The organism is Haloprofundus halobius, from assembly GCF_020097835.1.
Taxonomy (GTDB): domain Archaea; phylum Halobacteriota; class Halobacteria; order Halobacteriales; family Haloferacaceae; genus Haloprofundus; species Haloprofundus halobius.
In genome coordinates, this window is the sequence record NZ_CP083666.1 from 3,001,582 (window position 1) to 3,022,145 (window position 20,564).

Annotated in this window: 7 protein-coding genes; 4 read left to right on the forward strand and 3 right to left on the reverse strand. The window is 55.3% G+C overall.

The features are described from left to right. The first annotated feature begins 93 nt into the window (after positions 1-93). Positions 94-1,152, forward strand: a complete 1,059-nt coding sequence (locus tag LAQ74_RS15845) for a helix-hairpin-helix domain-containing protein (protein ID WP_224333528.1) — start codon at positions 94-96, stop codon at positions 1,150-1,152. Between the two features lie 160 nt (positions 1,153-1,312). On the opposite strand, the gene LAQ74_RS15850 is transcribed toward LAQ74_RS15845, so the two are convergent. Further along, on the reverse strand, positions 1,313-3,070 hold the full coding sequence (locus tag LAQ74_RS15850) for a DUF4143 domain-containing protein (RefSeq protein WP_224333529.1): 1,758 nt from the start codon (positions 3,068-3,070) through the stop codon (positions 1,313-1,315). 176 nt (positions 3,071-3,246) lie between these two features. Between LAQ74_RS15850 and LAQ74_RS15855 the strand changes: the two genes are divergently transcribed. Continuing rightward, positions 3,247-6,732: a PD-(D/E)XK nuclease family protein gene (locus LAQ74_RS15855; RefSeq protein WP_224333530.1), complete on the forward strand. Its 3,486-nt coding sequence runs from the start codon at positions 3,247-3,249 to the stop codon at positions 6,730-6,732. Positions 6,733-6,749: 17 nt separating this feature from the next. Next, positions 6,750-10,439 (forward strand): UvrD-helicase domain-containing protein, encoded by a 3,690-nt coding sequence (locus tag LAQ74_RS15860; RefSeq protein ID WP_224337300.1) that lies wholly within the window; start codon positions 6,750-6,752, stop codon positions 10,437-10,439. Between the two features lie 13 nt (positions 10,440-10,452). On the opposite strand, the gene LAQ74_RS15865 is transcribed toward LAQ74_RS15860, so the two are convergent. Continuing rightward, positions 10,453-10,902, reverse strand: a complete 450-nt coding sequence (locus LAQ74_RS15865) for a phospholipase D-like domain-containing protein (protein WP_224333531.1) — start codon at positions 10,900-10,902, stop codon at positions 10,453-10,455. Beyond that, on the reverse strand, positions 10,874-14,923 hold the full coding sequence (locus tag LAQ74_RS15870) for a DEAD/DEAH box helicase (RefSeq protein WP_224333532.1): 4,050 nt from the start codon (positions 14,921-14,923) through the stop codon (positions 10,874-10,876). The genes LAQ74_RS15865 and LAQ74_RS15870 overlap by 29 nt, the downstream gene beginning before the upstream one ends. Positions 14,924-16,396: 1,473 nt before the next feature. On the opposite strand from LAQ74_RS15870, the gene LAQ74_RS15875 reads away from it, so the two are divergent. Beyond that, positions 16,397-20,533, forward strand: coding sequence for an AAA domain-containing protein (locus LAQ74_RS15875; RefSeq protein ID WP_224333533.1), 4,137 nt, complete (start codon positions 16,397-16,399; stop codon positions 20,531-20,533). The last annotated feature ends 31 nt before the right edge of the window (positions 20,534-20,564 follow it).

Genomic DNA, 20,564 nt, shown 5'->3' on the forward strand with positions numbered 1-20,564 from the left:
GTGAGTTACTCCCAACGCTACCACACCGGGACGGTTCGTAGAATAAGAATTGTAATTATACTTTATACTATCAATTCAATATCCAGATCAAATATGCATAAACCGACCCGACTAATCGAGGATGCCACAGGGCGAAAGAAGCTCAAAGTATCTCTTCCTGGTGGTCGTTATCAACTCTCTCTAAACGATGGCGCGATCGTACTACTTATGGACGACCTCGGACTGACCCTTGGTAATACCGTCCCCGAGCCATTTGTTCCAATTTTAGTTGCGACTCGTAATGCGTGGTTCCCTCACGAGAAGGATGTCGATAACATCATCAAGGGCTTGCCAACCAAGGGCGAGATGACTGAAGACGAAAGAGTGGCACTTGTAAATTATCTCACTACCACCTGGATCGGTTCCCGAGACGAAGAGCGTGTCATTGAGGTAGTAAACAGGTCGCCAATTGCGGACGAAGTCGACTTGTCGCAACTCCGGGTGAAATCATTACCATCACTTCCCCAGGGGATCGATTTTGGCGTCGACCAGGGAACGACTTGCGAGAATGTATCGTCCGGTAAAACAGAGATGGCGTCCGCAGCGGAGAACGTTAGCTCTGAAACTACTCCACAAGTCGGAGAGAATCAGGACACGGCAGTCGAAGAATTACAAGAAGTCCCAGGTATCGGAGAGAAGCGTGCGAACGATATCCTGTCACTAGGTATCACTACTCTCCAAGATCTCGCTGAGATGCGCCCCGCGGACTTGGCAGAAGCACCAGGTCTCTCTTACGAATTGGCGTTGGTCGCTGTCGAAGGAGCTCGTGAGGTGACCGGAGGAAAGCGCTCAACCGCAGATCGTCTCGCTGAGGAGACAGGATGTGACGTCTCAACGTTCGAAGCGGCACTCTCCTCGCTTGCCGCCTCTGGTGTTCCACCATCAGAGGCCGCTGCCGTCCTCCGAACTCTCTATGGGCCAACTGTTGCTGATATTGATTACGTCACAGGCCAGCAAGCGTATTTCCTGTGGCGAGAAGGTTACCAAACCCCCACAGATGTCATTCAAGCCTCTGTTGATGAACTTCTGGAAGTTCCTCAGTTAGGTGCCAAAACTGCGCCACAGATTAAGGCTGCGGCTGAGGAACTGGTAGCAGAATTGAGAATCAACTGACGGTTGACTACCGCTCAGTTGAGGACTGTAAGTTAAATTTTGACCGATTTCCGATTGGCACCTCTTCAGAAGCTCGTGAGATGCACTGGTTTCACTGCGCTGATTGATTTCCCACTATGACGCCTAGTGAACCTACAGACATTACTCAATGGACATATGATTAGCAGATGAGTAGATACAGCCAGAACGGAAGCCGACAGAGTGTCTTATTTGCCGAAAGTTCCGTCACAAGCGATCCGTCGCCGTCGTGTGGCCGTCGGTCGTCAGTCACCACGAACCGAACTGGCGCTTCGTACGATACCGCTTCGTCGTGAGAACCCACGCTTGGGTCAAACGACTCTGCAACGTTACTAGCGTACCCCGTGAGAGGTTGATAATCGAGGATGAACGGATACACGGTACCGTGGTCGTGGATGACGAAATCGACCGGCCCATCGTCGGTGACGTAGTACTCTACCCGTTCTCGGTCCTCTTTCGGATACCCCCGTCGGATGACGAACGAGAGGCGCACGGCGTGGTCGAACCCCGCTGTGAGAGCGAGCGATCGTTCGAACGTCTGGTTGGGGGAGATGGTCCCATTGTACGTATCGCGGAACGACTCGAATCCCTCGTGGTCCTTCAGTTGAGAGAGCAGAATCACATGTCGAGTATCTCGGAGGTACAACCGTGTCTCGCGGTGTTTCTGGAGCGAGAAATCCTTCGACTGTTTCAAAACGAGAGCGTCTTCGAGTGCGTCGAGATACGAACCAACCGTTCGCCGGTCGACACCGATCATCTCTGCGAGTTCGGTGAATTTGTACTCCGGCGGTGACTTCTTCGCGCCGAACGAGCACAGCTTGTACAGTCGCTCCGACCGCTCAATCGAGTGATGGGGTGCGATTTCCTCGTGGATCTCGACGTGAAGACGAGCCTTGATGAGGTCGTTAACAATCTCGTCGATTGCCTGCCGTGTCCCGGTAGTGAGCTCGGGGATTTTGTCTAAGTCCTGAGGGATGCCGAAATCGGGTTGTGAGAGCAGTCCTCCCTTTACAATGTACTCTTTTGCATAGTCGTGCAGATCCTCACGGTCGGCAACGTCGAGTTCGTCCCAGTAGAAGGCGTCAATGGCCGTTAACAGCGATTCAAAGTCGTTCGTCTCAAACCCCTGTCTGATCTCCTTGATGTATGGCTCACGCTCTCCGATACTGCTTGACTGGTACTCCTTGATGCGAGATTCGAGCCCCTCCTCGTCTGCTTCTTCGGCCTGCATTTTCACGAAATCGACGAACTTCAGGGGTAACATCCCGACTGGGTCGAAATCAGCATCATAGTAGATCCCACGTTCTTCTGGCCATGTACCGAAGTCGACGAGTGACTTGGTTCCACCAGCGACGAATAGATAGGTGTTTTCTCCGACGATGTCCAACAGACGCTCTTTCACATCGTTCGTCTCTATGGCACCGATATCGTCGAGGAAAACGTACTCTGGACGGGTGCTTTTTGCGACGTGAGACCGAAAGTAGTCTACGACATTCTCTAACTCGTCGAGCGCGTGTTCTGGAGTTTCAAGGCGATACATAGAGGCGTCGAGCGGGAGATATAGAATCTGCGTCGGGGGGACAGAGCCGATGAACTGCCGTAACGTCTCTCGGCTCGCAGAGAACTCACGTTGGAGATTTGGTTCCCCTTCGATCATCGCTGCAATCGCTTGCAAAAACATCGTCGTCTTTCCGATGCCAGTCTGCCCGGCTACAGAGGTGACGGCACGTTCAACATCCTCTTGTCTCCAACGTGCTACTTTTTCGATGAACCTCGAGAGGTCAGACCGAAAGGGGTACTCCGCGACTCTCTCGAGCCCTCCTCGGTCGTTCTCCCACCAGGAGTTATGAGCGATAGCGTCTTCGATGAAATCACTCCGTTCGCTCGTGAGTCGTCTCATAATCACCCCTTGCGTAGTCAAACCATATATCTATTCATTAGGATGTCGTGTAGTTCCCGATTTCTGGAATTACATATGTGATATTTGGCACCGAGTGGTGTTGCTCGCCTCAGTTGCATGCGAAGGTTTCAGCGAAGACAATACTTTCTTCACATACTACTGTATCTGTGTTGTCAATGTCTGTCACCGTCTCGCAGGGGTCCCTCCTCACCTTCTTAGAAAACGAGGCATCCGGGTCGAGGAACATTCGGACGACCGGGAACGGTCTCTGTCTCCTCATCGGTGAGACTGCTATTCGAAATCTGCGGTCTGCACTCATCTCACGTTCTATCGAGCCAAAACAGGTCGCTGAACTCGAAACCCTCCAAAACGTCGCGCGTACGCTCCTCGAAGAGTGGAGTCGTCCCCGAGTGCTGAACGAACGAGTCAAGGGTCGGCTGGTGAAGGCAACAATCGAGGCAGCTCGTGAGGGTGAAGGTCCATCGGCGATACGGTACCTCGCAGAGAGAGTTGGCTCTGAGTGGGACGACGATACGTACGATGCCCTCATCGGAGAACTTGAGACGTACTGGCGATCGACTGATGCAGGGTCCGACCACGACTACGTTAGGAGCGTCATCGAAACGATGGACGACCCGTACGGAAAGTACCGGTCGAAAAAGGCCTTAGAGGCGTTCGATGCCCTCCACTCCGTTCTTCAGCGTCGAACCGAAGCACTTCCCGAAGGAGTCTACCTTTCAGAGAGCCACCTCATCAAACGAGCTCGAGAACGGCTTGAGCAGCGGTGGGAGACTGTTTTTTCGTATGTCGACTGGATTGCTGTCGGATCGATCAAAGCTCTCGATAATGGTGCGCTCCGGTTCATCACTGAACTCGTATCGCTGCCGAACGGACCTGACGTCCATTTCTTTTTCAATGAAGGCACGTCTGAACTAATGCGCGACCGAATTCAGCGAGCCGGTGTTTGCTTGGATTCTCCCCCAGAGGAAGCTCTCGAAGGCACCTCTCCTGCGTTCGTCGACTCTCTGATACAGAGTGCCTCAACTGGCCAACAGCCAGTTGATTCGATCGATGCAATCGACTTCGTTGAGGCGCCTGACGCACGTCGTGAGTTTGAACAGGTTGCACGTGAGATTGAACGACGATGCGATCAACCCCACTCTGCGCTTACTCCTGGAGATTTCTTGCTCGTCGTTCGGGAAGTAACACCATATCTCTCGACCCTTGAGGACGTCTTCACCACGCACGAGCTTCCGTTTCACGTAGAGGCACAGCGGCCAACGGCGCAGGTAATTGCCTACCGGCTCGTAAAAGCAACGCTTGACCTCGTTGCCGCGTCTGCTGAGAAGGACCTCGTTACGTATCACGATCTTGTCGATCCACTTCGGTTAGGGTACTGCCCTCTCTCGGACGCACCTGGCTCTTGGCCGGTCGACGATGCATCGTTTCTGGAACTCGAGGAGCGCCTCCATGGGATTCAATCAGAATACGGGAACGTGCTGGAAGAGGCGACTGACGGACGAACCGTTTCAGAGTGGGAGTCAGTCGTTGACGAAATTGCGACGGAGAGAGGGGGTGTCTGGCACCAACTTCTCTACTTCCTCGATTGGGTACTCGAACTGGGAGCAGAGTCGCCAGAGAATGGAACTCCAGTTGAAACGGTTCTTCGTGGTCTAGTTGAGGAGCACCTGATGCATACAGCAGGAGCGGCAGTCCGCTCTTCATCGGGTCCCGGCGTCGATACGACTCGAACAGACGTTGACGAAAAACACCCGACTTACAGAGCGAAAAAAGCGGTACTCGACAAGCTCGCGAAGGTACGACAGTATTACAATTACATCGTAGATCTCGAACTAGGGTCTCCCGGCTGGGAACTCGCTGCGCAGGCACTCGGAGAAACGCTTGGGACTGACCAGTACTCTGTACCCAACCGAGACGGGAATGCGGTCCGTGTCGTCATACCTGCGAACACATATTTCCTCGATGCAGAGCATCTATTCATCGTTGGTCTCGGCGCTGACGAGTTCCCTTCGCAGCAACCCAATCCCACGTTCCTTCACGAGCGTTTCTACGAGGCGGTTTGGGAGTATTCGAAGTCATCCGAAGACGAAGTTGCCCCGTTTCTGTACGTCCCCGCTCGTGAAGAGGTCTACCAGCGCGAGTTGGATGACTTCGAGGCGACGCTCCGTGCGACTAAACGGAGCGTAACGTTTTCTCAACACTACCGTGACGCAGACGGCGACGAAGTGACGTGGTCTCCATTCGTCGATGCCGTAGCGACGGCGTACTCCGACGACGATTCACAGCATCGACGAATTCGTCTGAGCCAATGGCTCCCTGGCCCTGGGTGGTACGGGAATTGGATGGAGACCACGAACCGAGCGACGATGCGTGACCGGCTGCGTCTCGCCGTCCATCACTTACGCGAGGGTGTGGTCGGAGAGGCATTCTATCCACGACTCTCCTCAGAGTCGATCGCCGACGGAGAGACGCTCATTCGACTCCTCCTGAGTGTCGACGGTGAGGAGTACGAGGACGTGAAACCGCTCCATCAGCGATTCAGTTCACCACAGCTCAATGTGACGGTTGCTACTGACGAATCAACGTTTGACGGAGCGGTCTCACTATTCGACATCGTCGGTAATCCAGTGCGGGCACACGAGGTTGATCTCTTCTCGCAGTGTCAGCTGAAATACTACTTCTACCAGTTCCTCTTCTCTGTCGATGGTACGACGCTCACGCGAGATTCGTGGCCGACGTCAGAGTCACCGTACGCCCAAAAGCTGTTTCCGAGTGTTCCAGCCGTTCTCCAAAACCATTATGCACCACAGTCGTATCGAGAGGCGATGGGTCGCTTGATACGGCAGTATCTCCCCGACCGACAGGCGGACCTTGGTGTGTATGCCGACGTGAGCGCACTCAGAGCCGATTTCCAGTCTTGGAACGAAAATGACGTGGCTCTCTCTGAGTCGGTGTTCCAAACGCTCGTCGGTGAGTATCTCACCGTAACACAAGAGGTCAGTCGCGGTGTCGTCCGCCAGTGGGAGTGGGTGGAGGGCGAAGAACGTGAGGTGTCGATTGGTGACCACACTGTCCTGCTTCCCGCCCACCGCCGTGACGTCATCACGAACAACGACGACAGCGAAATCTCTGTTTTCGGCAGTGCGAGACAGGGAGGCGCACGAGCCGCACTGAAAAACTGCTGGAGCAACGACCGAGATGGTGCATTGAGAGGTGAGCGAAGTAGTGACGTTTGCCAATCTTGTGGGAAGCGTGAGCGTTGTACGATTCCGACAAAGGGTGTACTCGATACCCGTGCTCGGGCAACGGCGGTAGCGACCAATCAACTCGGTGCACTCATCTTGGACCGTTATCAGAGCTCGCCCTCGGGCCGACAGGGGTTCGTACGAGATGATGGCCGTTTCGAGCCAGCCCCACACGAGCAGAACTTGGAGCGGATCAACGCAAGCATGTGGAGTATGCGAACGAACAGGTGGGGTCGTGACCTCCGACGCTTGCTTGATGAGATGTCTGTCAACCCCGACGGTACAGTCGAATACAGTGTAGGTCGCGAGTTTGTAGAAAACGGTGGGTGTGAAGGATGTGTGTTCAGAGATCTATGTCTCGTTCCCAACCACTTCGACGAGGGGGTGAGTAACTGATGAGCTACGTCGATCAGATGTCGCTTCAGTTCGGTGCAGATGATGATACGCCCGTAGCGGACCAAGAAGCGGTCATTCGTGCCTTCCACGATGGAACTGGACGGGTCGTCGTCGATGCCGCGGCAGGTACAGGGAAGACGACCACGATGCTAACGACTGTCGCAGAAGTCGTCGTTCGAGAGGTTGAGAACGGGAACAACCCGTTCAGAAAACTCGTCCTCACGACGTTCACGAAAGATGCCGCTGGGGAACTGAAATCACGACTCAAGGCGATACTCAGAAACCACGTTGATGCCGGAGGAGAACTCCCCGGAGATGTCTTTCGCTGGATCGAAACGGACAGCCAGATCAGGACTATCGACTCGCTGTTTCACGAACTTCTCAGCGAAGTTTCGGTCGAGGCTGGGTTACCATCGAACTTCGAAATCGAGGACGGTGAGGAGCTCGCGGTGATCCGTGACGAACTCTTCAGCGAACTCCGCGGAGACTACTACGATGTCTTTCAGCGTCTCGAAACAGCCTATCCTGACGAATCGTGGCGTTCGTATCCGCCGTCTTCTGTTCGCGAGATGATCGAAGAGGCACAGCAGAAGTGCCGCGAATTCTGTATCACGCCGGCAGTGGCTCGACAACAGATGCTCATCAATCTCGATTCTGGACACGGGGGGTACACACCCCCAGAGTCGTTCGACGAGGTTCGGCAGCTTCTCCAAGAGGTCGTTTCCCAAGGTGCGTCTCTCTCGGTTGACGTGACATCCGACGAGGACCGTGAGGCAGTCGAACAAGAGTTCCTTGAGCACGTCAAAGGGACTTACGAACACTCCCGGCAGCTCGTTGAGGACTTCACGACGATACTCACCGAATACGAACAACGCTACGACGACCGAACGCGGGAGGCAGGTCTGCTCACGTACATGGACGTCACGCACGTCCTCAGAGAGTTCGTCGAAGAACACGAAACACACCCGTTCGTCCAGAGCCTCAGGTCACGGTTCAAATACGTTTTCGTCGACGAGTTCCAGGATACGAGTACGGCACAGGCACGAGTGTTACGCGAGCTCGTCTCGAAGTCGAACCCACGGACGAATCTCCTCGTTATAGGAGACGTTAAGCAATCGATCTACCAGTGGAGATCAGCCGACCCGAATCTCTTCAGCGACATCATTGAGCGTGTCCGAGGTACTGACGGAGGTGCGCGGATCCCGTACTTTGAGGTCGACGATGTCGTCTACCGTCCGTTAACTTCGAACTTCAGAAGCCATCCTGACCTCGTTCGAGCAGCGAACTACGTTTTCGACGGGGTATTCGACGACTCTGGTCGAGGTGCGATTAGCGACGTGAACATCGACTACGTGACCGTCGATGCGGCTAGTGGCAGACGATTTTGGACAGCTGACGACAGCCACCTTCACGTCTTAGATTTGGACCTCGAGGAGAGTGGGTACCCGAAACGTGATCAGTGGACTGCGCTCGAAGCAGAGCGAGTCGCAGCAACCATCGACGCCATTGTCGACGATGAGACCGAAACACCCGTCGAAATATTCGAAACGGCAGACGAAGTTCGCGGAACTGTTTCGACCCGGAACCCGGTTCCAGGAGATATCACACTCCTGTTCCGGACTACCACGTACATGCATCAATACGCCGCAGCACTCCGTGAACGCGGAATCGACGCTGCGCCGAAGATCAACGACGACCTCTTCGACCGACCGGAAATCTCGGTTCTCGTAGACATCCTCTACTGGTTCAGTAATCCACACGAAGAGGGGTCGTTACTCCGAATTCTCCGATCGCCGTTGGTCGCGTGTTCGGACGCGACGCTTCGGGCTGTCGCCAGACACGAGTTCTTCCTCTCAGCGCTCCTCGAAGGCGATTCGTGGCCATCCGAGCTTCCCGACGATGACCGAGAACGAATCCAGGATCTGTTGAAACTTCGCGACAACCTTCGATGGGATAGAGAAGGATCGAAATCGGGGCTCATCAATCGAACGCTCCGACACTCGGCATTCGACGCTGTCGTTCTCGCCGATGAGGATGGGCTTCGACGGTACGGCAATCTCTGGCTACTCACAGAACTCGTAGATAGCTGGGAAGAAGAGGAACTCCTGTCGTATCGAGAGTTCGTCAATCGTCTCGTCCGCATCCGTGAACGAGCACAGTCGAACAGTGGCGAGCCCGACTACGAAGTCACCGAAATCGCCGACCCTGGCGACGAAACGACGGTTACGCTAACTACGGTCCACGCAGCCAAGGGACGTGAGTTCCCGGTCGTGTTTCTATGTGATCTATTCAAGAAATCTGCGTTCCCCATGAAGCAGCACGAGCGGCTGGTTGCTGACCGTCGACGTGGGTTTGTCTTGCGCCCGAAGGCGGGAGATGCTCCACTCCCGTCTAACGTTTCCTTCGACACCCCCGACAGTAAGGGCGACAGTCACTGGATACACGACGACCGTGACGCCGGCGACTATCTCGACCTCACCGGACCAATCTGGATTTCCGACGAGCGAGTCGAAGAGACGGGGGAGTTCTACTACAGTTCCCCGCTGAACGAGTTCCTCGGTCCGAGCGAGTCTGAGTTCTGGCGTATGTTCTACGTCGCGTTCACTCGAGCCGCTGACCACCTCTTCATCGGCCAAAGTTCGATAGGCGAGTGGCCCACGAAGAAAACCCGCTGGACGACGTGGATGACGACGCTCAACGAGTATTTGGAACCCGACGATGGATGGGGTTCGCATCGGGGAACGACGGTCAACGTCGGAGATGAGTCGGACACAGATTCGTTCCCAATCGGTATCGACGACGTGTCGACAAAAGACGACGCTGCCCTCCCGCAGATAGATATACCCGACTTCGAGCAGTTCCTTACGAACGAACCGATGAACGTTCCGGAGACGGTTCCGTATCGACCGCTCCGCATCTCACCGTCCCGGATTCACGACCTCGTCGAGTGTCCCCGTCGCTATCAGTATCAACACGTCCAGCAAGTCGCCCCGTACTACAAATCCATGATCGAATTTGACCGCGACGGAGAACGGTCGGCGGCGACGTCGAGTCCGGGAGGTGTCGCCCCCAACGAATGGGGAACTGCGGTCCACGACGCTCTCGAACACCGACTCGATGGAAAAGAAGCGCTGTCATCGTACGTATCTCAGCTGGAAGACCCACAGCGTGAGTACGTTCTCTGGGTCGTCGAAACACTTCGTCGTGAGGTCGATACGTATCGAACGGCACTCGAGGACTCCGTCGAAGCGTATCCCGAATTTTCAGCTTCGACTGTCCTCGATGTCGGGGGCCGGCGCGTCCACGTTACTGGTGATGTTGACTTACTCTACGAGTACGAGGGGGAATGGCACATGGTCGACTACAAGACCACTAAAGTCCCCAGTGCGGATTCGTACAAAGCAGGGAAGTACAACCGCCAACTGCGGACTTATGCGTGGCTCCTTGCGAGGGAGTACGACGTACGGGTCTCCTCTGCGTCGCTACTGTACATCGATGTCGATGACGAAGCCGGCGAAGTGACGACTGACTCGGTTAGTGTCCAACTCCCAACTGACGAAGATGCGTACGAGAAAGAACTCTGTGAGTCACTTCAAACGGTAACCGTCGAATCACCGAACGGCCTCAGCGCACGCCCGTCTCCGGTGCGATGTGATTCCTGCCCCTATGCTGCATCTCGCGGGGGCCCGTGTGAACACGGCGACTGAGAATCGACGACTGCTACTTTACGACTGACCCGAGACCCAGCTCCGACTTCAGATACGTCGCTACGTCCTCGTACTGATTCTCAACGATTTCACAAAGCTCTCGGTTCGTCAGAAGGCCACCACGAGTGATGTTTGCGGATCCGATATAGACGTATCCGTCTGTGACGATCGCTTTCGCGTGCAGGTCGTCGACTTCAGTGACCGTTGCGGACTGACCCATCCGTGAGAGAATGAACTCGTTGTGAGATTCTCCCTGTCTCACGTAGACATTTAGCTCGGTCTCGAATCGACGGAGTGCCTCCGAGAGGAGCATTCGTCTATTCTGGAGGTCTGTTCCGAGTGGGAGGCGAAGTTCGACATCGCTCAGCCACGGTGAACAGATCGCCACGCGGTCGGCGTGGACGAGTGAGTATCCAAGCAGATACCGGAGCCCGCTAGAGGGTAACGAAAACGCTCGTACCATCGTAATCACCTCCCGGGAGTGCCTCGATGTCGAAGATGCGCGTGACGACTTCGTCGCTAGGAACTCGTTCGATAATCTGCTCTCGAAGGAATTCGAGGAAGACGTAACTGAGTGCATCCGATTGGTCGTGAGGGGAAATACATTCGGAGAGATGGAGATTATCGACACAGCCGTCGATGTCCGGCGAGAAGAACAGTCGTTCCGCACGTTCGTACCCGTCGAAGTCCGGATCGAGTTCTGAGACTGCTGCACGCGGGAACTCGTCGTTTCCAGCGACGCGCTCGCGTGCAACCACGTGTTTTATCTGATATGCTGTGCGGCGGGACGTCGTCTCCTCTTTTGCGAGCTGGCCTGCCCGGTCGATCGAGGACCGTACTTCTTCGACGACGAGGTCAACGATGTGGTCGAATATGGGAACGACATCGGACTCTCGCACGAGTGTTTCGATTGTCTCTCGATCAGGTGATACGGGGGGTAATTTTGCGACGAACTCCGAGTCGGCCCACAGACGTTCGTTGAGCACCTGCGGGTTGTACGAGATCCGAGTGATCGACTCGAGAGCAGTTGCGGGGTCTTCACGGAGGTCGTCGAAGACCATGTCCGCGATTCCTTGTCCTCCCTGCGAGCGCTCGAACACGTACACCTCTTCGTTGTCAAGGTCGACACCGTAGAAGAGGCTGTTCGGACTGATTCCTGCAAGGTCGGCGACGAACTGCGTGTAGAAGTGAGCAGCCGTGTGTGCGGCTACGTAGGTCGGCGAAGTTTCGTCGAAATTCTTGTATTGACGTACTCGTTCCTGTATCTCGTCGTCTGTCGCAGCGTCAAGGAACGTACTGATATCGAATAAGAGACCACGTGTGTCGAGGGTGAATCCGAGTGTCTGCTGAGGTGCTTCTATTTCTCGCTTGATTCGGTCACCACCGGTGAAGATGTATTCATTCGAGCTTCGATTGTACGTTGCAGGCGTAATCTCGAGAGATGTACCTGTCAGTCGTACCTTCCCAGAGATGTCTGCGAGCGTCACTCCCCCTCTCGTCTGCTCCTCGCTTCGTTCGGTTAACGACGTTTCGACGTTTGGACTGGCGTGAATCTTGCCCAGCTTCGAATCATTGTGACGGAGGCAGCTACTGTCGTCGATAATCTGGAGGCACTGCGGACAGTAGCGAACGATGTTGAGCGCTTGAGTGCCACTCAGGTCCGTAATGTCGGTGAGAACAACAGATTCCGGTATCAGCAGATCAGGGCGTTCTTCACCGTCGATGTCGCTAAAGTCGAAGCGGACTGTACCGTCCTCGATGATGGTCTTTGGTACGAAGGCTTGGAGGTGACCTGCGTCCTGTTGATACTCACTACGAAGCGGTGTGTACGAGTGGACGAGTTTGTCGATCGGTTCTTCTGCCCCCCCGATCCGATTCTCGTCGCTGAAGACGGTGAAGTACTTACCCGCGTCGTCGAAGTAGTTGTCCGGAATGTACCACACCTCGTCGCTCAACGTTTTTCCGCTCGCGCGAAGGAACCGATCGTAGTAGTAGCCACCCCGAAGGAGGTGTTTGATGTAGTAGAGACTGAGGTAGTTCGGCTCGATTTTGTGATACTTGTGCACCTCCTCGAGTGCCTGCATCAGGTAGTAGACCTGTTTCTGTTGACGTTCGAGCTTCTCAATCTCGTCGTCATCAGTTAGCTCTCTCAGCTCCGTGACCTGCTCTTGGATATCCTGCGCTTGGAACTGGAACCCTCCGACGTCGACGCCCTGGCTCTGGGCGTGATTAGTCACGAGCATCACGTCGCCGGTGATATGGAAGAGGTTCGGGAGCAGAGCTTGGAACTGATCGGCAGGAGCGTCAGTTTTCCCTGCATCGTCGGTAGCTGCTGCTCTTAACGACTCCAGCTTCTCTTCGAGTTCCGACAGCTCACTCTCCTCCAGTATCTTACTCGGGTGAGACCGACACGTATCGATCATCTCTATGCGTTCCTGGACAAATCGAAGGATGTTCTCGCGAACTGCTTCGGTGAGGGAGACAACCACCTCGGTACCTCTGCTCCCGTCGGTACCGGCGATGCTCGTCCGTTGATTCAATCGCTCTCGTTCCCCCTCTAAGGTGGCGAGGAGGTTCATAACCGGTCGCTGTCCTGTGAGTGCGTCAAATGACTCATAGATGTCGAACTCGCGAGAGAAAATCTTTGAAGGGTCAGTGAGTAACGTATAGTAATCTTCCCACCCGAGCTCGTCTACGAGGAACGCTTTGTAGAACGCGTCTTTGTCCTGTTGCGTCGAAATGTACCCTTCGTCAAGTATACCGCTCATGACGGTATAGAACGTCTCGAACTGGTCGTGAATCCACTCTACAACCTCGTTATCTGTTTTGAGTGGGGTTCTAATCTCAGACCCGAGGAATCGGTCAGCGCGGTAGAACATGTTGGAGTCGGCTGTGAGGTCTGAGAGAAAGACGAAGATGTGAGAATCGGTCCCCTCTTTGCGTGCTGCGCGTCCGGCACGTTGGACGAACGAGGAGAGATTCCACGGCGTTCGGTACTGAGTCACAATCGTAATGTCCCCGACGTCGATACCCACTTCGAGGAAGTTCGTCGAGAGGAGAACATCGCTCTCGGTAACGGATGCATCGAACCCTACGTCAGAGTAGACAGAAGCAAAATCGAGGTTCTCGTTGAGGAAATCGTAGCCCATCTCCTCAGCCACACGTTCCCAATCGTCTGCTTCTCCCGATCCGACGTGGTACTCCCAGAGCTGTCTGTTCTGATCGGCGTCCTCCAGTTGGGTTCTCTTCTGATTTACCTGACTGATGCTGTCTATGAACGAGAGAATCTTTCCTTGAGGTGCGTCGTTCTGTTGCAGCAGACCATGACCGAGTAGCATGATCTGTTGGATGAACATCGACGACACTCCTGGACCGTCTGCCGTCGATTTCAGGAAGTAGTAGTGTTCCTCGTCGTTGTGGTCTGTGTCGAAATCAGACTCGGCGGGGGAGACCGACTCGATTCGGCTCGTCGGAACCGGGAAGATCTTCCCTGCGAAGCGTTTTGCATCGTCTACGGTGGCGCTCGAGCCAAGCCAGAGAAGGGCGTCTTCGGTGACTGACTCGATGTTTTTCACGATGTTCGCAGTGTGCGCACCTCTGAGCCCAGTGTAGAGGTGGATCTCGTCGAAGACGATCGTATCTGCGTAGTCTATGATGTCGTAGTTGGGCTTCAGCCCGAAGAGTTCTAGTGACTCTAACGTAGTCAGTAGAAGATTCGGGTGTCCGCCGTGACGCATGTCGGTCCGATTGAGAATCAGTTCACGGCTGGTGAAGGAGTGAGAGGGGTCGTTCTCACAGACGAGTTCGTATCCATCGTCCCCACCAGTGAAGATGAACGAGTGATTCTCATCGTCGTCTCCGCACCAACAGTTAGCCAAACGGAATTCGTTTCTTCCGTTCGACCGTTCGAAGAGCGCAGATTGGTTTTCGACATCCGATCGTTCGTACGGCGTGTCCCCGGTCCAGATCCCGGCAGAGAGTTGGTCGTCACTGGTCGTTTTGATCTGATGAAGGTGTTTGAGTATTCGACCGAGTTGGTCTTGGAGGAGGGCACGGCTCGGATAGACGAGGATTGCCATCTCCTGGCTACCGTCACGGAGTAGTTGGTATAACGGTCCGAGAAACGCCTCCGTCTTTCCAAAACCAGTCGGTGCAGAGAAAATCGCACCTTGCGAGCGATTATCTCTTTGCCGTGTCGCATCGAGATCACGAACCAACCGCCAGCTGTCTGCCTGGAAGTCGAGCGGATCGAATCCAAATATCTCGACGATTTCGTCGATGAACGGGTCCTCTCCCCTATGCTTGTTCTCTTCTACGTCTCGCCGCTTCTGTGGCTTCCGGGTGTACTTTAGCGCGTCTGTGACGTACCGAGGGTTTTCATCGTCCGGTCCGAAGATCTGCGTGTTCTCTAAGAGGCCCCGCAGGAGCGGTCGAATATTCTCGTCCATCCGTGAGGGATTTGAATTACGGTCGAAATACTTCATCAGGCTGCTTACTCCTTGCAAGTAGTGACTTCCTGTTCAATGCTTCGACAAGCAGCGTTTGTTCCGATCGAGAAAAGGTAGTACCGATGACTACACCACCAGCGAATTTATGTACTCTATCCCTCACTTCATGGTTTTGAAAGGGGTATGGCGAACGCCAATTATTAATTCTGCCAAATTTCGGGAGATTAAATGGGTATTGTGTACTCTCGCTGCACTGGTGGTTCTGAGGAGCTCATACTGACACGATTAGGTATGCTGGGGCGCATAGAGACGAAATTGTTTCTCAAGAGAGAAGAGAGCGAATCTGTTCTGACCCATAAATACGAGCGATTAGAAACAGAATGTAACCCTGAACCCTGTAGTTTAGTCAAATGTGACGAATTAACGGATTAGAATGGTATATGTGAGGACATAATCGCAGGCTGTTTTCTGAAAAGCGACATTACCACTGCGGAATAAATGTCCGAAATCAGAAGACGGGTTTTTGAGTATAATCTACAATCAATTTCTTATTTGGACAAGATTTAAATGGGAAGGACTCGTCGGTAGATGTAGCTAAGATAGGTGATACAGTGCCCGCGTGACGTTCACACCCTGCCAGGTCCGTCGTCACGGGGGCCAACAACCCGGCATTATGGCGAAGTATCCGCCTCACCGAGTACAAAGAGTGCTACGTGTGGGATTCGGATAACTCCTTCGCTGTTTTGGCGGCCTGAAAAACGGACCCTCGCGAACCCAGGAGGTGCGTTCATGACGGACGACTTCCTGGTGCGTGGGTCGATGTAAGCCCCTTTCGTCAGAGCTACTCGACTTGCTATTGGGTGACGTCCGATATACTGTGGGAGATGGCTGTTTGGTTTCTCCTGACAGTCGCAGTAGTACTTGACACTCTACGTGTTCGGCTGAGAAGGTCGTAGTGCCGACTCTGCCGGGCTCCGTAGATCTTACCACAGACAAAATTGGGGATGTCACGCCCGCGGCGCCGAACAAGGCCCGTTTGGTCCCAGAACCGTATGGGTGGCCTCACAAATCTGTCGGTTAAGAGCGATCAGATTAGCACCGTATAGAAATTATCCGATCTCTATTTCGGACTTCAAGAGAATTCTCGGAGAAACCATTATGACACATATTCACAATCCCGCACCCAGGCGTGCACAAGAAGAGGTACCGTAGATGAACGACCAAAACGGAGACTCCCGGCGACATACCGTCCATCCGAGTGTCATCGCTCAGTACTACAGTCTTCAGCAGTGTCCGATGTACCTCTACCAACGGTACGTCGATAACTCGTTCGGGGGAATCGGCGACGTACCGTTGAGCCCTTTGTATGCCCAAACGGGCATCGAATTCGAGGAGACGCAGTTCGCAAAACTTCTCGAAGCAAACGTATGCGGCATCGGTCCAAGAGACTCTGACCTCACACTCGAAGAAACGTGGTCTGGTGATGTCGAAGCCGACGTCAGGCGATTGGTGCACATCGTACGCGAAGTCGTCGATGGTGACCGAGACCGTCCTGTACTGGCGTACCAGACACCACTCGAATCAGAAGTAGAAGCCTGGCCGGTCCGCGGCGATGTTGACGGTGTACTCGTCGTTCCCCAGAAAGTCGGTGACGAGTGGGGTGCTCACATCCGCGTCCTCGAAGTGAAGTCTTCGCAGACCGCGAAGACGAATCACCAGATTCAGGCTGCAATCTACAGCCTCCAACTGAAGTCGCTGCTGTCCGAGATGCCGGTTAAAATCTCAGCCAGCATCGTCACTCGGGATAATGTCGTAGACACGATGGTCAAGTCGCGGATCGACCTCCACGAGCTCGACACCTTCGAGCTATCGACTAGAGAGAACGACGTGAGACTCTTGCTCGAAGAGGGAGGGACGCTCGATACAGCACTGCTCGGCGAGGACGGTGACCCGCTCGCAGACCACGACGATCCTGACCAACCGAACTATCGTATCGACGCCCGATGTGACGGCTGTTCAAACCAAGCTCGATGTGTCGCGTACGCGGCGTTCAACCACGATCTCGCCCTCCTCGGCTTCTCAGAGGGCGTCCAGGAGAGTCTTCGGAAGCACGGTATCGAGAAGATCGACGACTTAGTCGACCTCTTCGAGTACCCAACCGGAGAGTGGGACCGCCAACCCACCTCTCGAACGCACCCAAAACCAAAAGACCCTGAACGCGTCGCACAGATACAAACATCGACAGATATCTCCAATCTCGTCCACCGGGCACAGATCGCTCATCGATTCCTGCGACAGATTGACCCGGAGTATGAGAAACAGTGGCAAAAGAAGGCCGAGGGAGTCGGGCCGTGGAGCGAGTATCTCGTTGGAAGCGGACGGAACCTTCCCGATGACGACCCGAACGACGACTCGTGGCAGCGACCGTGGAACGACTATCCGCGGAAGTCGCTCGTTCGCGTCTACCCCTACGTTCAGCACGACCACATTCGCGACCGTCTAGTCCTGTTAGCAGCGAAGGTTGCTTGCTCGAGAGACGACAGTGAGGGGGAGTTCGTCGTCGTTACTACGGAGGGCCTTTCAGAGGACCTCGAGGCGAAAAACGACGCCGAACGAGCGCTGCTAGCGGAGTTCTACAGTAAACTCACCGATGCAATCGAGAGCGTTCGTCCCGACCTTACCGCGGAGGGAAAACGACCCGAAGAGGGGTATTTGCACCTCTATCCGTACAGTGGGACTCAGCGTCGGTATCTCGTCGATGCAGCGAAACGTCACCCAGACACCGAAGCGAGTCAGACACTCCGGACGCTGCTCGGATACCGCGAAGACATCGATCAAGAGATGGTCTCTGTCCTTCAAGAGGACTTCCGGAGCCGTCACGTGTTCCGGTATCCGGGTCTCGGCGTCGTTCAGACCGTTGCTCAGTTCTACTCGCGCGAGTACTCGTTCGAGTGGGAAGACAAGCGAGACGAGTACGAGACGCCGCTGAAGGACGTCTTCGCCCTCGGTTTCTTCGAAACGGGAGTTCCGTACACCGAAGTAGGCGAACACATCGTACCCGACGCGAAAAACGGTCTTCAAGTTCCTAACGACAATCTCACCAAATTCTACCCGCTGGTCGGGCGACACGTGGACGTCGTTCCGCTCGAGTATCTGTATGCGTGTGAGGAGTTCGACGTTCTCGACACCGATTGGGCGGACAACGAGGAGACACGGGCTGACATCATGCGCTACCGTCACCACGGCGGGAAAGATTCGGCACGAGTCTCTCTCAGCGACATCAAGGACCTCGCACGCGCCATATGCGCTGCGTACGAGTATATTGAACGCTGTACGCGTGGGAAGAACGCGAAAACCGAGAAACAACCGCTAAACCTGGCGAACATGGGCGAGAACTCGTTGGGGGGCTCGGAACTACAGCAGACGCTCATCGAGTACCAAAAACTCGAATTCGGGTCTAAACGGCGAGCGCTGGAGAGCCGTTATCGCGAACCCCTCGGACAGCGGACAGCCAACGGTGACGCCATCCCCTTTGAAGTCGTTGACGCACCAGAAAGCTCTGACGCAGAGGATAAAACACTGACTGGACGGATACTCCGTCAACTCGGTAACGGTGTTCCCGGACTATCGAGCCAGACGTCGTTGTCGCTCGAATCGGGTACGTACGTCGTACTCACCCCGCTGGAGGCTACTGCCGAAGGAACGCTCACTGAGACTGAGAAGTCCCCGACTCGGTACGCGAACAAGGTGTTGGGTGTAATCTCCTGGGTCGATACCTCAAAGGGAACGGTTGGCATCTCCTTGAACTGGCCACGAAACCGAAGTAAGGAGCCACACCTCCCCAATCACGTGGGGTGGACACGCGACGCCGACGACGAGTGGAACCGACAACTCATCGAAGAGGGAATGACCTTCGTCGCCGACGAGGCGCTCGACAACTTCCCCGCTAATCGTGCTCGGAGCGCACTCCAGCACGCCGGGACGAACGACATCCACAACCGCCTCCTCGGAGTGTACGAAGCGACCGATCCCACGGCGCTGCGATACGACGAGCCGTTTTGTGATTCGGAGGCCATTGAATCCTTCCTCGAAGCGTTCGACGATGCGATGCCCGAGAGGACGAACGCACAGCAGAAGTCGTTCGTTCGTCGACTCCACCACTCGGTGAGTGGTCTACAGGGGCCACCAGGAACGGGGAAGACAAGTTACGCATCGGCGCCCGCCATCTTGTCACGTGCTTACGCTAACCACGACGGCGACAAATCGTTCATCGGTGTCGGCGCGGCACATTCGAACACCGCCGTCGACGAAATCGCCTCTGCGGTCGGAGAAGCCCAAGAGGCGCTCGAAGCGGCGGGAAAGAGCAAGCCGGTGACGCTCGTGCGCGTTCGGTCTGGTTCTCCGACTGGGGTGCTCCCAAAAAACGTTGTCGAGCTGAGCGCCTACGAGGACCGCGACGAACTCGTCGGCCTCTTCGAGTTAGCGCTCGATGGGGGCGACCCACTCGTGGTGTTCTCGACACCCGTCTCACTCCGAAACACGGTGGCGTCGATTCGCGACCTCTTGGATTCGGACGCGGGCGATGTCGAAGAACTCATGTCCGCCGGCACGGCGCGAGTCTTCGACTACGCGCTCATCGACGAGGCGAGCATGATGGACCTCCCACTGGTTTTCCTCCTCGGTGCGTTCCTCCGAGAGCACCGGCAGATACAGCTCGTCGGGGACCATCGGCAGATGCAGCCGATTCAGTCGCACGACTGGGAGTCAGAGGACCGGCAGACCATCGAAGAGCACACGCCGGCTGTGTCTGCACTCGACTTCGTTCGCTTCCTTCGCGGAGAGACCCAAGACGAACTCGAGTACCTCAAGCGCGAACCCCCGTCGTGGGACGATCCCGACAACGTTCTGCCGATGGACCGTCTCGTCACCACCTATCGGCTACCACCGGCGATGGCGCGTCTCGAAACGGAGCTGTTCTACCACCGTGATGGAATCGAACTCGAGTCCGCTGCCTCCGGGAAGCGTCTCCCCGACATCCGGACCTCTGAAACCCCGGAGTGGCTTCGGGCTGCCCTCGACCCGTCGACTCGAGTGACGCTACTGCTTCACGACGACCAGCAGTTCACCAAGGACAGCCCGGTAGAAGCGTATCTTGCTGAGTGTCTGCTCCGCGACCTCCCGACGGTCGCCAGTGGCCCAGGCCCTGATGAAGTGTCGGCGGGGATCGTCGTCCCGTTCCGTCTGATGCGCCGACGGCTCCAGGAAGACCATATCGGTGTTCCCGTCGACACCGTCGAACGGTATCAGGGGAACGAGAAGGACGTGATGGTTCTCGCCATGACCGCTGGTAACCAGGGGTACGTCAATAGCCGTGCCGAGTTTCTCCTCGACGCGAACCGGTTCAACGTCGGGGCGAGTCGGATGAAACGGAAGCTGTTCATCATCGCCTCGAAGGCGCTTTTCAAGGCGGTTAGCCCAGACGTGAAGCGATACGAGGACCAGAAAGCCTGGAAGCAGTTGTATCGCGCCCTCGCTGTGAGTGAGACGGCCAATCCGCCGTCGGTAACGCTGACGTCGGCTGAGGTCCCTGAACTCGTAGACGGACGAGAGGTCACAGTGGAGGTATACACCGGATTCAGAGACTGACGCCGTCGCCGAATCGCTCGTGAAGTAGATT